This is a genomic window from Paenibacillus pinihumi DSM 23905 = JCM 16419 (genome assembly GCF_000422505.1).
Lineage (GTDB): Bacteria > Bacillota > Bacilli > Paenibacillales > Paenibacillaceae > Paenibacillus_D > Paenibacillus_D pinihumi.
This window is the reverse complement of sequence record NZ_AULX01000042.1, coordinates 1-13937: the sequence shown is the minus strand read 5'-3', so window position 1 is coordinate 13937 and position 13937 is coordinate 1. Positions and strand designations below refer to the sequence as shown.

General features: G+C 51.2%; 17 protein-coding genes. All 17 read right to left on the bottom strand.

Going from position 1 to position 13937, the window contains the following annotated elements:
* Window positions 1–1963 (bottom strand): hypothetical protein (locus tag H583_RS0113745; RefSeq protein WP_028560959.1); only part of this gene is annotated, 1963 nt, incomplete at its 3' end.
* Window positions 1964–1983: 20 nt separating this feature from the next.
* The gene (locus tag H583_RS0113740) at window positions 1984–2382 is read right to left on the bottom strand and encodes a phage tail fiber protein (RefSeq protein WP_028560958.1); all 399 of its coding nucleotides are present in this window, start codon (window positions 2380–2382) and stop codon (window positions 1984–1986) included.
* Window positions 2383–2385: 3 nt separating this feature from the next.
* Entirely contained in the window at window positions 2386–2940 is a 555-nt protein-coding gene (locus tag H583_RS0113735) for a distal tail protein Dit (protein ID WP_028560957.1), read from the bottom strand.
* A complete protein-coding gene (locus tag H583_RS0113730; RefSeq protein WP_028560956.1) occupies window positions 2937–6296 on the bottom strand; it encodes a phage tail tape measure protein in 3360 nt (1119 codons plus the stop codon). The genes H583_RS0113735 and H583_RS0113730 overlap by 4 nt, the downstream gene beginning before the upstream one ends.
* A 177-nt stretch (window positions 6297–6473) precedes the next feature.
* Window positions 6474–6848: a hypothetical protein gene (locus H583_RS36645; protein ID WP_154665887.1), complete on the bottom strand. Its 375-nt coding sequence runs from the start codon at window positions 6846–6848 to the stop codon at window positions 6474–6476.
* A 460-nt stretch (window positions 6849–7308) separates the two neighbouring features.
* Window positions 7309–8217 (bottom strand): phage tail tape measure protein, encoded by a 909-nt coding sequence (locus tag H583_RS35335; protein WP_051236452.1) that lies wholly within the window; start codon window positions 8215–8217, stop codon window positions 7309–7311.
* Window positions 8218–8220: 3 nt separating this feature from the next.
* Entirely contained in the window at window positions 8221–8529 is a 309-nt protein-coding gene (locus H583_RS0113715) for a hypothetical protein (RefSeq protein ID WP_028560955.1), read from the bottom strand.
* Between the two features lie 17 nt (window positions 8530–8546).
* On the bottom strand, window positions 8547–8960 hold the full coding sequence (locus tag H583_RS32910; protein ID WP_051236446.1) for a hypothetical protein: 414 nt from the start codon (window positions 8958–8960) through the stop codon (window positions 8547–8549).
* A 74-nt stretch (window positions 8961–9034) separates the two neighbouring features.
* A complete protein-coding gene (locus H583_RS32905; protein WP_051236410.1) occupies window positions 9035–9571 on the bottom strand; it encodes a hypothetical protein in 537 nt (178 codons plus the stop codon).
* A 76-nt stretch (window positions 9572–9647) separates the two neighbouring features.
* Window positions 9648–10022, bottom strand: a complete 375-nt coding sequence (locus H583_RS0113700; protein WP_028560954.1) for a minor capsid protein — start codon at window positions 10020–10022, stop codon at window positions 9648–9650.
* A gap of 3 nt (window positions 10023–10025) precedes the next feature.
* Window positions 10026–10430: a hypothetical protein gene (locus tag H583_RS32900; protein ID WP_051236444.1), complete on the bottom strand. Its 405-nt coding sequence runs from the start codon at window positions 10428–10430 to the stop codon at window positions 10026–10028.
* Window positions 10427–10750, bottom strand: coding sequence for a hypothetical protein (locus H583_RS0113690; RefSeq protein WP_028560953.1), 324 nt, complete (start codon window positions 10748–10750; stop codon window positions 10427–10429). The genes H583_RS32900 and H583_RS0113690 overlap by 4 nt, the downstream gene beginning before the upstream one ends.
* Window positions 10751–10763: 13 nt before the next feature.
* A complete protein-coding gene (locus tag H583_RS0113685; protein ID WP_028560952.1) occupies window positions 10764–11153 on the bottom strand; it encodes a hypothetical protein in 390 nt (129 codons plus the stop codon).
* A 14-nt stretch (window positions 11154–11167) separates the two neighbouring features.
* Window positions 11168–11467, bottom strand: coding sequence for a hypothetical protein (locus H583_RS37200; RefSeq protein WP_036709624.1), 300 nt, complete (start codon window positions 11465–11467; stop codon window positions 11168–11170).
* A 60-nt stretch (window positions 11468–11527) separates the two neighbouring features.
* A complete protein-coding gene (locus H583_RS0113675) occupies window positions 11528–12649 on the bottom strand; it encodes an SU10 major capsid protein (RefSeq protein WP_028560951.1) in 1122 nt (373 codons plus the stop codon).
* A 65-nt stretch (window positions 12650–12714) separates the two neighbouring features.
* Window positions 12715–13410 (bottom strand): phage scaffolding protein, encoded by a 696-nt coding sequence (locus H583_RS0113670; RefSeq protein WP_028560950.1) that lies wholly within the window; start codon window positions 13408–13410, stop codon window positions 12715–12717.
* 88 nt (window positions 13411–13498) lie between these two features.
* A partial coding sequence (locus H583_RS0113665) for a phage minor capsid protein (RefSeq protein WP_028560949.1) occupies window positions 13499–13937 on the bottom strand: 439 nt, incomplete at its 5' end.

Here is a 13937-nt window from a genome sequence, read left to right as displayed (position 1 = left end):
ACAGGCTGATTGCACCCTCAATCCGCGCAGGGTCGGTTACTGGCTTGGCGAGCTGGTATTGCAACGTACCGTAACTCGTCCAGCCCGGAGCCTTATTTGCAATTACATATGTTTCTGGTCCGGTACCAACTGGCGGTGCGCTGCCGTCAAGAATAGACACCCACCCGGTATATGTTGAACCGTTATTAGTTGAAGCTCTCCAGCCATTGAGCAGTGCTTTCACAGCATTACCGCTAGGGTTAATGCTGTCAATCCATCCACTCACAGCGTTATCCACTGTCAAATAGATGTAATCGTTGATTAACCTTATCTGGTCTGCGCTGTCCCACACTGATGTATAAGGGATGGGTTTCCCGTCAAATCGCGCTGCTATATGTGTGTCATTTACTCCGCCAAAATTCCCATTCGCTACCCGAATCCGCTTGTAACCCGTGTAGGAGGTATCAAATGCCCAAGTATAAGATGCATCAAGCGGAATGCTTTTGACAAACCGTGTAACTGTTCGATCAAGGATACCCACCTGATCCCTTATACCATTCGGCAGGCTACGCAGCACCTCATCAATGATAATCCGCTGGTCTTCCCGCGGAACAAATGACGGCGGAAGCTTTTCCAATCCGCCAAGGACGATCATCATATCCGAAAACCTACGAGTGCTGGCAGCAATATTCCTGATATAAAAGCGTACAGCATTATTGTTGCCACTATTGAAAGTCTTTGGTGTAGTTCCGTATCCAACAATGGAGGAAGGAGTGTTTGAATCAGTGTAAATAGCAAAATCTGTTCCACCCTCCAAATTAACAGACACAGCATATTGCTGATTTGGAATTACTGGGACTACTATAAAAGCATTGGCATGTGCTGCCGTCGTGGTCAACTCAATTAAGTTTGTGCCTAAAGCAATAACAGTTGATGATGATGCTTGTGTTATGACATTTGTGGCAGGGGGAACAAGGTTACGCCCCGGATGCTCGATCAGCGCTCCCCGGACGGATTGCATACCGTCGATGTAGTTTCCGTACCTCATTTCCAACTCGTTTTTACTAAGCAGCGGAATTTCAGACACTTCTGACGAGCCGATATCGATGACAAAAACGCCATCAATGGTGAACTCATCAGTTTCTGCTGATCCTGCATCCTGCATCATTAAGGTAATGTTAATCTTCGGTGTGTTCGCAGGAAGTAAAACATTATAAAACACAAAATCTTCTGCCGCCGATACTGCGAGGTTAGCAAATGTTGTATCAGCAGTGTGCGACCCATTTCCTACCCTGAAACGAGTCGAATTCCCTTTAGCTTTGATCCATGCTGTAACTAAATACCTTTTGCTTGAATCAAGATTAAGATTCTTATATATCCGGGGGTTAGATGATGTGGAAAAAATAAGCTTCTGTGCCCAATCACCAAATTTTCCTTTTGTCCTGGACGGTATTCCTGGCCCTCCACTTCCAAACGTTGATATCCAGCCATCCGCAACACCATCGTTATTGCTGTCTTTTTCGAAGTTTCCTTCCGGCTCCCAGTTAACCAACGTCCGCCCATATACCGTACCGTCGAACAGACTGGGTTGGTCCGTCTCTATCTTGTTGACGCCGCGTGTGAGATGAGCTTGGAGTGTGGCGGATTCGGTCGCATGAGCACCGAGAGCTTCGACGTTTTCCTTGAGTGTGTTCAAATCGTGGGCCGCCGCGAATCTCGAAATCTTAGACGTAGCAGGCCAACTCTTAGCTGTTGTCCCGTCAAATCCCCGCGTGACTCCCGTCAAACTGTTGCCGGACTTGCCAGTATAATAGATCGTCTCTGCGTTGCTGTCCGTACCGATTGTTACGATATTCGGAGCGTCGGGAATGATCTTATTGTTCACGGTCAGCAGCGGAATGGTCGTTACTGTATCGTTAATAGCAGCCGTAAGCTCCGTACTTGGCGAGAGTGGTACCGCTGCATACATCGGTTTTAAGTTCAAGTGTCACGCCTCCTTACGTATTAGGGCTGTATGAATCGTACAAGTGCCTTATTCTGTCCGATGATAAACCGGTCATCCTTTAGGATGCTGCGGGGGTTTTCGAGCGGCGCGAAGTACAGCAGGTTGCCCCCGGTCGCCGCCGTCCGTATTCCAAAATGCGTCACCGTCCCCCAATTCGCCGTAGCTACGGGCCAGGTTACGTCTGCGCTGTTTCGTACCGTTTGGCTCCCGTCAATGACCGCAGGAGCAGCCATGGTTACGGACTGCCTTGCGTATGCGCCCCCGGTTACTTCGGTGCCGGTGTCCGCTTTCGTAGGGTTGGACGTATAGAGTGCGATAAAAACTGTACTTGGCGCGGTAAAAGCCGTATTTCGGAGCGTTGCGTTTAACAATTGTATGGCGAGCCAGTTACTAATCATCGTTTAGCCTCCTTCGAGTCGGTATTCGTTGGTCAAAATGATTTTGGGAACCGTAGTGGTCCCGGTATTAACGAGGATGATTTCCGGCGGCGTAGGCTCTGTGCCATCCGAAACTATCCGTTTGATGTCCGGTGATTTGGTGATTACGTACTCCTCAATCCGCTCCGGGCCGTATGCGAACGGGTCCGTGCACTTGAACGTGAACGTAAATGTCCCGTACTGGCCGATCTGCTCCGGCCGAAGGAGTCCCGTCAATTTGGCAAAATAAAAGCGGTCGGGAACGTCGTCAAAAACGAGTATCCCGGCCGCCTGCGTTGGCTTGAGCCATTGGTATATTTGGCTTTGTCGTACTTTAAATTGATCGTCATTTACGGTAAGGTCCATCGTTACGTCAATAGCCCGCTTACCGTACTCGGTCCCGTAGTCAATTACGCCGGGGAGGCCATCAACCTCATCCTCATACTCCCGAAGCTCCGGAGAGTTCGGCGTATAGTTGAGCAGATTAACGCCCATTGTGCTGCTATGACGGCCCTTATACGTAAATCCGTAACCTCTCAACCGCCATCCCCTCCCGTTAGTCTCTTGCGGAGAAGCTCCGCTACAGCATCGGCTCCGTTGCGCCCATAAGCGTTCATGTCTACGTTGTCTTCAATAACCGGCGAATCCATTTGCACACCGACGAGAGTTCCGATATTCACCGTATTACCTGCCGCAGCCGCCCCCGCCTTCCCGCCGACAATCTGCGTAATCTGTTCCGGTGTCAGCGTGACCTCGCCCCGGCGGAGTATCGCGGTCAACTCATCCGGCATTAATCTTTCTCCGGAAGCAAACGGCTTCTCACCCGCAATACCTCCCGTATGGTAGAGAGGAACGCCATCCTTGTACCAGCGGCCCTGCTTGTTGTTATACGTTGCCCCGATCTGCGCTCCAAGTCGCTGATTCTCGGCTTCCAACCGGGCCTTTCCCGCAGCGTCTGCCGTCTTCCAGGCGCTACTGTTCGCCTGCATCTGGTAGATGGTCGACTGTGACAACGGATCGGCCGGGCCTGTTGTGGCGTTTATTGCAGCCATTTCAGCCTTAAACCGCTCCATTTCCGCTTTAATCTTGGCGTTGGTATCGACAAACGATTTAAACCGCTCGTCCTCGGTCAATCGATAAATCGAAATGAAGTCCCCGTTGAAGTTCTCAATGGACGACTTTAAATCCGCGTACCACGAGTCGATGTCCGCTTTTTGCCGATCCATAGCCGCAAGCTTATCGTCCCGCTCCTGCTGTAACGCTCGCTTGTTATCTTCGATATCCATCTTACGGAGCTGCTCTTGGAGTTCCTCGTAACGTTTACGGCCCTTCTCGGACGTAGCGTAGCGGTACTTCTCCGCCTCGTCCTCGATCTTCTTACGGTCGCGCCCCCGCTCGAATTCGTCGATAATCCGGAGCATCTCGTCGTAATGGTCCTTCGTCGCCTGCTTCCGAGCCTCCAGCGCGTCCAGCTCGGCCTTCCGTTGTTTATCGATTGCATCCGTAACAGACTTCGTAAGTTCTTTCGTAGATTTCTCAGCGGCTTGAGCGGCAGCTTTCGCGGCTTGTTCGTCCTGTTTACGGAGATTCATCCGCGCATTGAACATCTCTTTGTCTGCTCGTTTGTAAAAGTCGGCGAGTGCCGCGTATTGCTCACGTTCAGCGTCGGTCGAAGCTTTCCGATACTTGTCGTAAGCATCTGCATATCGATTTCTTACGCGAGTCCAAGCCGCCAACTGAGCCTCCGCAATCGTTCGCTCAGATTCACCTTTTTCGATCATTTTACGAGTCTCCATCTCAACCCACTCCGCTGATGAATCGAATTTGTCTCGGGCGGCCTTTTGCGCAGTTCTGACGGAATCCTCCTGCCGCTTCTTCTCGTCGTCTGCTCGCTTTTTGTCTGCGGCTGCCATTTGGTCGGACAACTGATTACGGCGCTTTATCACGTCGATCCAGATACCGTCGAACTTTTCGTACTTCTTCGCCAATTCGTCCAGTTTCGCGAGTTCCTGCTCCTCGGACATACGGTTCTGTAAACGCATCTTTTCGATGTACTGTAACGAGGCTCGGTACGCTTCCTGCGCAAGCTGTTCAGCCGATTTCTCCTTTTTGCCCCCGCCGGTTTTCCCTTTTCCGGGCTTTTTATCCTTACCGGTGCTGATCGTTCCTGATCCCGTACCTAATCCGCCGCCCGATCCGCCCGCATTCCAAGTCCCGTTTTGGATTTTCGCCAAGTCCAAATCAAATGCGTTAATTTCTTTTGTGTACGTATCAACTTCGCTCTCAAGACGCTTCCGGTCATCTTCGAGCATTTTCTTTACGGCGTCACTAAGTCCAAAAGCTCCGCCACCATCAAGTCCATACGGATTCTTAACGCTAACATCAAACGACTGCGCCTTGGCTACCCGTTGTAAGGCTTCAAGCTGCTTCTTCGCGTATTCCAGCTTCTTCTCCGTTTCAATACGCCAAGCTTCGGTGCGTGACTCAGCACTGTTCACTGTATCTTGTACGGAGTCCTTTTCGGCTTTAATAAGACTACGAACATACCCCTCATTCATAATCATGAGACGTCCGTTATCGTCCAACTTGGCATTAAGGTCCGGATAGTGGTCAGACAGTTGCTGAATAGTACGAGTAAGCTCGGCCTTTTCGTCCGCCGTAAGTGACGCTTGCTGCGATAACTCTCGGTACCGATCTAGTAACTTTTCGGACTGTATAATCTGTTCCTGTTTAGCGGCAGCCTCCGCCAACTCTTGCCGTAACAGCTCATGTAGAGCCGGAATCGATTCGTTAATCTGCCCGTTAAGCTCCGCGATCCGCGCCGCCGCTTCCTCCGGAGTCTTTACGTCAAACGTATTCCCTAGCTGCTGCTCGACTTTCATCAACTGGATTTCCAACGTTTTAAGCTCGCTGGATTTACCAGCAATTACTCGCCAAGTCTTCGCCCAAAACCCGTCCGGCTGCGCCTCCTCGATCCTCCGAGCGAGGTCCGCCTGCTTTTCGAGTAACCCGTTCAGCTCTTCGATACGACCTTTCAACGTATTGACATCGTCGGCGGTACGCTCGAACGGGGCTTTCGCTAATTCTGCGTTAAACTCCGCTTGTGCTGCCGCTGCCGATGCGGTCGTAGCTTGATACGAAATCAATGCGGCTGTTACCAGCCCGATAGCTGCCGGAAGTGCGACGAAGAACCCTAACGCTGCCTGCGCCGATACTCCCGCTACCGCTAGTGCTTTAAACGCGATTACCGCTCCCGCGGCTGCTGTAGACAACGCCCCAAGTCCAACAGTAGCGCCGAGAAGCGCAATGATAAACGTACGCGACCCGTCGCTCATCTCGTTAAATCCGAGCAGTGCCCGCGTAACTGCCTCCGCCGCCTGCCGAAGTATCGGAATAAAGTCGTTACCAATCGTAATACCTACGGCCTCCAACGCGGATTTCATTTCGGTAACCGCGCCATTAAACGTATCCATCTGCGTTTCCGCAATCCGCTCCGCCGTCCCGCCTGCATTACGGAGTTGCTCGGCAAATTCGTTAAGGTTATCCGCGCCCGCGTTAACCAACGTAAGCAATCCGGCAGTGGCTTCCGTCCCAGCGATAAGGGCCGCGGCCTCCGTTTGTGCAGCTTGCGTTAATCCTCCGAGAGCAACTTCGAGCTGCCGGATAATATCCGTAAATGGCAGTATGTTTCCTGCCGCGTCCTTCGTTTTGATCCCGAGCTGATCCATGACGTCCTTCGCCTCGCCGACTGGTTTAATCAAACGAAGGAGGATCGCGCGGAGCTGCGTACCGGCCATTTCGCCCTGAATACCGGCGTCAGAGAGCCGTCCGATAGCTGCCGCTGTCTGCTCGATAGTGACTCCGGTGGACGCTGCGATTGGTGAGGCATATTTCATAGCATACAGATTGTTATCGCGAAGGCTCTTTATCCTCCGCTTCTTACGGTTTCCCGTAAGCTCAGACTATCTCTTCACCGTCGGCTTTACGTTACGGTGCCGGGCGCTCGTGGGCGTTTCACCATATCAAAATGACGTAGGTTACTCCACCTAGTCGTTACACCTTCCTGCGATTTCTCAACAGGCTTGGCTCGGTATTCCCTTGTTAATACGTAGTTCAGCGGACAAGATATCGGGGATGTTATCTATGTCCCAGTAAGGAATGCGTAATAATCTAATGCCTCTTTCGAGACAAAATCGTGTCTTTATTGAATCGTTAAGTTGTCGTCTAGCAAAACCAGCATCTCCTCCGAAAAACTCGTTTGCTGCAAAATGCTGTTCACCGTCAAATTCAACTAAAAAAGCTAGTTCTCCACCTGGAGTAAAGATAGCGAAATCAAAGGGTAAGGTATTGGCGTTACGACAAAGATCGTTACGATACTGTTCAGAGAAATGTACGCCGCAATCCGTTAAATAACTCCTAATTGCGAACTCTCCTTTAGAGTTGCGCATACAAAAACCACACCTACTACCTTTATCAAAAAGGTTGTTTGGTGTGGCTCTGAAAATGTTTCCGCAGACGGTATGCCGTACAGAAACTTTAGTTCTGTTATTTACGTAACGATCGAGCAACTCATACTCTTCTCCAAGATTATGTTTGAATTGACGTTCGAAATCGTCTGGACAACGCCTTCGGGCAAGTTTGGTCCTTTCTAACCCGCATTTCAAACAGCCGCCTTTGTGCCTTGTATAGCACGTAAGTAAGGTATGTGGAGATGTCCAAAATTCATTACCACATTTGTTGTGTCGAAATTTCAATTTAACAATACTGTTCACATACTCCCCGAAAACTACATACTCGCCGTTAGTAAGAGTACGCAGCTCCTCAACAAACTCTGCCGTAGTCTTCCTTCTAGGCAAGTAACCTCACTCCTACGCATTAATTTAGGGTTCACCGAATTCACCCAGTGGTTTATGCCGCAAGTTTCCCCGCGACCGGGCAATGCATTTTACCCAATTGCTCCATGCTCGTATTAGACGACGTAAAAGCCTTCGCCATTACATCTGTTACGCGGCCGGTTTCTTCCGCTTTAAGTTGAAATCCCGTAAGAATATTCGAAGCGATATCCGCTGTCCGTCCGAGGTCCATTTGCGCAGCAGCGGCTAGATTGAGTACACCGGGCATTGCCGCGATGATTTCGTTTGTTTTAAAACCAGCAATGGCGAGGTATCCCTGAGCATCTGCGGCTTGACCTGCCGTAAACACTGTCGTAGCTCCAAGCTCTAACGCCTGATCTTGCAGCCGTTTAAACTCCGAAGCCGTCGCGCCGGACACCGCCTTGACTTTCGCCATGGACTGTTCGAAAGTGGCCGCCGCTTCGACTGACTTCGCAATTACAGCCGCATATGCAGCCGTTAACGCCGTAAAAGCTACGCCAAGTTTCGTAACGGCAGACGTAGCTTTGCCATCAAACTTATCCAATCCGTCTCCGGCCGAGTTTAAACTGTCTTCCAACTCGTGGATTTTCGAAGCCGTCGCGTCGGACTGCTTAGTCAGCGAGAGCAACGCCGCCTCCGTACTGACGATCTTATCGTTAATCTTCGCCTTGGCACCGTCGTCAAACGTTTCCTTGTACTGCCGTTGTAGCTCCGCTAGCTTCCGCCGCTGAATATCTGCCCGAGCATTGACGTTATCGAGAGTGGCCGCCAGTCTATCGATGTTATCCCGAGTTTCCGACATTTTCCTAAACGCAGCCGTCGTCTGCTTCGCGTTTTCTGCCACGCCGGTTAAATCCTGTTTCGCACGATCCATGCCCGCCCTAAAGTTCGCCGCGTCCAATTCGAGCCGCGCCTTAATCGCGCCTATTTCCGTAGCTGACACCTATTACGTACCTCCTTTCGTCCGATTTCCGAGCTTGCCGCGTAGCTTTTCGAGCGCACTCCGGTCAAGACGGTCCGCTTGTTCGGCAGGCTCCGCTCCGTCTCCGGTCATTAAATCGGCCCGTAATTGATCGACAAAACGCCCGTACGCGTCTTTATCTGTGCACTGGCTCATTGACCCGATTTGTAACGCCATCAGCCGCTGTTCCGCCGTCTCTGCCGCTTTGTACCGGAGCAATTCCGGCAGGTCGATCATGTAAAACTCCGTTTCGAGTACGATCTGACTTACGCCGAACCGGACCGCCGCGCCCATTAGCCATTCGTCAAGCGTTAATTGCCGGGATTGCCGCCCTGAACCGGACCCGCTTTGAACCGGCCGAGAGCGGCTTTGACGTTTTTTAGCGTCAACTCCAAATCGTTCTTTTCCGCCGTCAAACGAATGAATTCGAGGACATCGTTAAGCGTCGCGTGCTGCTCGATATATTCCGCGTCAAGTTCCGTAAGTACCGATACAATACGGATTGCTTCGTCGGCGGCCATCTGCAACGCAGCCACGACGGTAACCGTGAATTGCTCCGAACCACGCGCGGCCAGCATCGTAATAGCAATTTGAGGTAACGCCTCCACTACGTCAAAAAGCTGCCGCCATTTAGCGATAGTTAGCTTCGGGATGGGGACCGTCTTGTCTCCGATGACTACCGAGTCGGCATCGGATTTATTAAATAATCGTGAAATCACGTTCATTTTCGTGTTTAGCTCCTTTCGGATACAAAAATAGCGGCCCCGTTAAGAGCCGCCTGTTTACGTTGAATATTCGCTTACTCCTCCGCGTCAGGATCACCGAAGGAGATTAACAAACCGTTCTCGTCCGGAAATGCTCGGAATGTCGTATTTGTTACGAGTTCATTATCGTAGCTGTACGTATAGTTGAGATTAGTTTGCGGAGCCGCCTTATGGAGAATCACCGTATTCTCGACGGTCGCATTGTAATCAAGCGGCTCAAGTTTGACTTTCTTCGCGTAAGGAAACAACCGCTGAATGACCAATGCGTTTACGTCGACACGCTTTTTGGTCGGATCGGTTCCGTCAACTACCAACTTTGCTCCCGGAATAATCGCCGCCAACTTTTCCAAATCGTGCTCTACGATTGGGACCGCGATCGAAGCCGTGCGGCCTGTGATAATTACGTCGGCTGGCGTCGATCCTAGTTGATCCACCGGTACGTCCCGCGTCGTCTCTTCGTAAGTCAGCACAACGCCGCCCTGCGTCTGCGCAAACACAACCGGCTTAGTCCCACCAAAATCGAATGTTACCTTGCAAGGGCCGAGCTGAATTTTATCCGCGTTTACCGCCATGTGTTATTTCCCCCTTGTTATCTGTCCGCAGCACAAAAACGGCCAACCCGAAGGCTGACCGTATAGCTACGTTTATTTAATTGTTGAGTAATCGCGCCGTAAAGTTGACGCTATACAATGCCCGCCTATTGTCGTCCACGCCGAGATATAACGGAATAGGCTGATCGGCAAACGTCGCTACAATACGTTGGCTGCCGATAGTAAACGCCCGCCGTTGGTGATACGTATCCCATATTGCCTGTGCCGTCGCCTCCGCCTGAACCGTAGTCTTAGCACGTACAACGACCTGAAACGAAGGCCGGAGTTGCGGCGTCCATTGCGATGGAGCAAACCCTCCAGTGATCCGTACATAAGCCGAATTGTCTGCGCCGGTCGCCGGAAATTCGTTGATATAGTACGTGTACGGTACGGCGGCTTCCACGTTTGATTTTAACTCCGCTATCGTAAACACGCGTTACGTCAACTCCTTCCGGATCGCGGCGGCAATCTCGTCACGGTACCGCTCGACGTTTTCTTTATACGGACGCTCAAGGTATTTCGGCTGCGTGCCAGGCGTGGTCGGATTCTTATATTCGCCCATTTCATGTGTACGGAGCGCGTAGTTAAATCGGCCATTCCCGTCTTTTTCAACCGCGCTGTAATAGACTGCGCCTTCTACCACGCCGTCCTTCTCGGTAACTTCCGACCATGCCGTCATCCGGAGAATCCCTTTATCCAGCGGAGCCAATTCCCGCGACCTCCGTAACAAATCGTCCATTGAATCGTGCATTCCGTCCTTAGCCGCCGATACCGCCCGCTGCTGCATTAACGCAACCCCTGCCGTAAATCCCTTCGTATCAAAACTCATCCCATTGCTCATTTGACGTACACCACCGTTAGTATCGTTTTACCATTAAGCCACCGTTTCCGCGCCGTTGTAACTGTCGTGTACCTGCGTGCTGCTCCCGTTTCGTCTACGTATTCGTACTCGGATGCCGCGGACACATCGGCGAACTTATCGAGAAAAATCTGCGCGGATGATACGACTTCCCGGCCATGCTGGTCCGTAACGACTTCGGTGCCTTCCTGAAACCGGCATCTCAACGTAAATGGAGCGGAACCGGGAACCGGGTTATTCGGGTCGTCCGAGTCCGGAGGATATACGGTGACTTGCTGTCGCAGCGAAATTCCCATCGGCATTGTCCGTCACCTCCTATATCACGGTCCAGCGGATTGCCCGCCTTGACAGCGATATTCCACCGTTTTCCGCCGAAATCAAATCGAGGACCGTATCGGATATCCACGCGTCAAGTCCGGATTTGGCCCAATCCTTAAACGTCATGGATGCGACGCCGGTCAGGGAAAACGCCGCGACGCCCTGCTGCTGTAACCGGTTAGAATCGTTAAATGCGATGGATAATTCGTTACCAAATTCGTACACGGCGGCGTCCGGTATCGTAAGTTTCGAGTATTTGGTCGTCAAGTGACGTGACGCGACGTTTAGTATCCGTTGTTTTCTCGCTTCGTCACTATCCGACCAATCCTCCGAGTCGATACACCATTCCGCAATATACGAATCTGCATCCGTAATATTAACCGCCATAAGCCGTTACCTCCTTATTTACCGGAGGATTTACGGCGGGATGTCGATTTCGCTTCCAGCTTTGGCTCCGCTTCCTCCGGTTCAATTTCTGATTGTTCTTCCGGTACTTCCGGAATTTCTACGACCTCTTCCGGGTTTTCGTCAGGCGATACGTTCTTAATCTCGCTAACCCGCGTAATCCATTTCGGAGCGAGTCCGTCCAGTACCGCGATTTCTACCGCATCCTCCGTGCTGTATTCGCCAAACCAGTTAAACCGCACCGTCTTGCCCTCGATATCAACCGCGTAATGGGACGGTCCTTGATACGTTACCAATCGTTACACCTCCGTAAATCAAATTAAGAGAGGGCTGCGAAGCCCTCGTATGTCTTCCGATTAAGATACCGATGTGCTGATATTTTCGAGGATCGCGATCTTTTCCTTCGCATTTTTAACGGTAACCCCATACTCGCCGCGGATCTGGCGGGCTACGAAGTCAGCACCTGGAATAGACGCGTCTTCATCGTACAGACCACGGCCTCGCAGAGGGGACAGGGACAAGATATCGCGGTCAAACAGCGCAATTTTGTTAGATGGGAAATTCGGATCAACGATAACAGTTGCTTCATTACCACTTACAATATCAGAAACAAATGTCTGAATACGGTGTCCGACTGTGGAATCTTCTCGCTTCGTACGGATAGTATCTCCTGCGAGTTTCGAAATCTGACGCGCACCAGCCGTGTTCGTTAAAATTGTATTAACGTTCCCTCCGCGCTTGAAAACTTCCTCCATCAGGTCGTTGACCGCCTTGGCCGATACTTCTCCGCCCGACAAGTTCTTTTTCGCGGACGCGTTTTTATCAGCAAAATACAGCAGCCCTCCTGTCATGGACGGAATTGCCTTTTTACCTTCGATACGACGCCCATAAATAAGCCAATCGTTGAATTCACGTACCAGTTCCTTCAAGCGAAGTTGTACTTGATAGTCAAGTTCGTTAGTAACGTTATGCGTGAGTACCGCCATCTGAGTGTTAGTAATAGATGCGTAACGCTCACCGATCTGCGTGTAGTTGTACTCAGTCTGGCGATCGTGAGATTCATCTGTACCTGGCATAGCTCCCTGTACTTGTGGGCGGGATACGATGCGAAGTTCCGCGCCCCCTGCAATTGCCGCTGCGGTTGTATCATCGTAACCACGAACTACCGTAATTGCATCGACATTAACCGCAGTGACTTGCATGTACTCCTCGCCAGCTATGATAATGGAATTGACACGGAATTTCTCACCGTCGCCCGGCGCTACGTTAAGCGTAGTGTCGGAAGCGCCCGCCGCAGCCACCACGTTCGCACGGTTGGAATTGAGATTATCGGACATCCACTCGAATTTTTTCTGAAAAAGAGGCTGCCCATCCATCCCGATAAGCCCCAATAGTGTTGGCTCATCCTCTAAAATAAGTGATATCCCTGCCGCAAGGTCGCGTACTTGATCTTTAAAATCATACGTAAAAGCTGGCATTCGTTATTTCCCCCTTGATTTCTGTTTTTGTGTATAAGAAAAGGCCGACCGTATTTGGCCGACCTCTACTTCAAATTTGCGATTGTATTCGATAATTCCACGACTTTCCCGAAATCCTTCCGTTTCTTCGCGTCTTCCAATTGGGCTTCCAACGTCTTCCGATGTTCCTGCGCCGGATTATTCGGATCACCGATCGTCTTCGGTTTGTTCGGCGCAACTACTTCGACAAGGTACGGTTTAGCCGCCACCAACGCGTCCAACGCCTCTTTCACGCCCTTAACGTTACCTTCGTCGTCAACCGTGATCCCCGCCTTATTCGCCAACAAAAACGCATCTTCCAACGCATCTGGTCGGATATTAACGGAAGCAGCCGCGAGCTTGAAATCCGCTTTGATTACGCGGTCATTAGCGGCCCTCAACGCTGCCGCCGATTTCCCTTCGGCTTCTTCCGCCGCTTTCTTGGCTGCGGCGAGTTCCGCCTGAACACGTTCCTGCTCCGTCATAGCCGCCTTCTGCCGCTCGGCTTCGGCCGTCTCAAATTCGGACAATTTCGATTTCAGCTCGTCGTAATCGCTGTATTTTTTACGCTCGCGTGCGATCCGGTCGGCAATCTTCGCGTCAAACTCCGCCTGCGTCATCGTAAGTGGTTTCGGTTCTGGTTCGGTAAGGGGCGATGTTGGTTCCGGATCAGGATCGCCTTCGGAAAACGTCTGCAAATCGAGTGTAAGCATGTATTTACGTTGCATATCTTCGTTACTCATTCGTGTACCTCCAGCCGTTTAAAGCCCGTCGGCTATCGTATCCGCGCAGTTTAATGACGTATGCGTTCGGTCAGCCTTTCGGCTATTGCTACAAACTCTCCGGATTTCGTATCGGGGTAATTACGTGTCGGCAGTTGGGATGAAATATCTCCCGCCTCGGAAGATCGCCGATATACGGATAATCCCCCGGAGCCTCCATCGTAAGCTTCACGATACGTCCTTCCCACCGCGAGCAGGCGTCCGTTGCGCCATGTCGCGAAATAACTCCGTAAAATACTCCGCGCTGTACTGCTTCATTTGCGGTCGATTCCCGATGCGCCTCCGCCATTTTGGTCCGCGTAACCATATCGACGTACGTTTCCGGCTTCCATCGGCGGCCGCCTGCTGAAATAGCGATTTTATCCGTAGTGTCACCTATAATCTTACGTACTTCAACCATTGTTTCGCGATTAATCGTCTTACGCCCGTTGATTCCGGCCGCCATATTCTCACGCATAACTGTTGCCGAAGCTCGCCGTATTGCAATA

Coding starts and splice junctions, on each gene's coding strand:
- H583_RS0113670 (WP_028560950.1), bottom strand. CDS start 13,410: ATGAGTAACGAAGATATGCAACGTAAATACATGCTTACACTCGATTTG.
- H583_RS0113715 (WP_028560955.1), bottom strand. CDS start 8,529: ATGGGCGCGGCGGTCCGGTTCGGCGTAAGTCAGATCGTACTCGAAACG.
- H583_RS32900 (WP_051236444.1), bottom strand. CDS start 10,430: ATGAGCAATGGGATGAGTTTTGATACGAAGGGATTTACGGCAGGGGTT.
- H583_RS0113685 (WP_028560952.1), bottom strand. CDS start 11,153: ATGGCGGTTAATATTACGGATGCAGATTCGTATATTGCGGAATGGTGT.
- H583_RS0113740 (WP_028560958.1), bottom strand. CDS start 2,382: ATGATTAGTAACTGGCTCGCCATACAATTGTTAAACGCAACGCTCCGA.
- H583_RS0113730 (WP_028560956.1), bottom strand. CDS start 6,296: ATGAAATATGCCTCACCAATCGCAGCGTCCACCGGAGTCACTATCGAG.
- H583_RS0113675 (WP_028560951.1), bottom strand. CDS start 12,649: ATGCCAGCTTTTACGTATGATTTTAAAGATCAAGTACGCGACCTTGCG.
- H583_RS36645 (WP_154665887.1), bottom strand. CDS start 6,848: ATGCGCAACTCTAAAGGAGAGTTCGCAATTAGGAGTTATTTAACGGAT.
- H583_RS0113690 (WP_028560953.1), bottom strand. CDS start 10,750: ATGCCGATGGGAATTTCGCTGCGACAGCAAGTCACCGTATATCCTCCG.
- H583_RS32910 (WP_051236446.1), bottom strand. CDS start 8,960: ATGAACGTGATTTCACGATTATTTAATAAATCCGATGCCGACTCGGTA.
- H583_RS32905 (WP_051236410.1), bottom strand. CDS start 9,571: ATGGCGGTAAACGCGGATAAAATTCAGCTCGGCCCTTGCAAGGTAACA.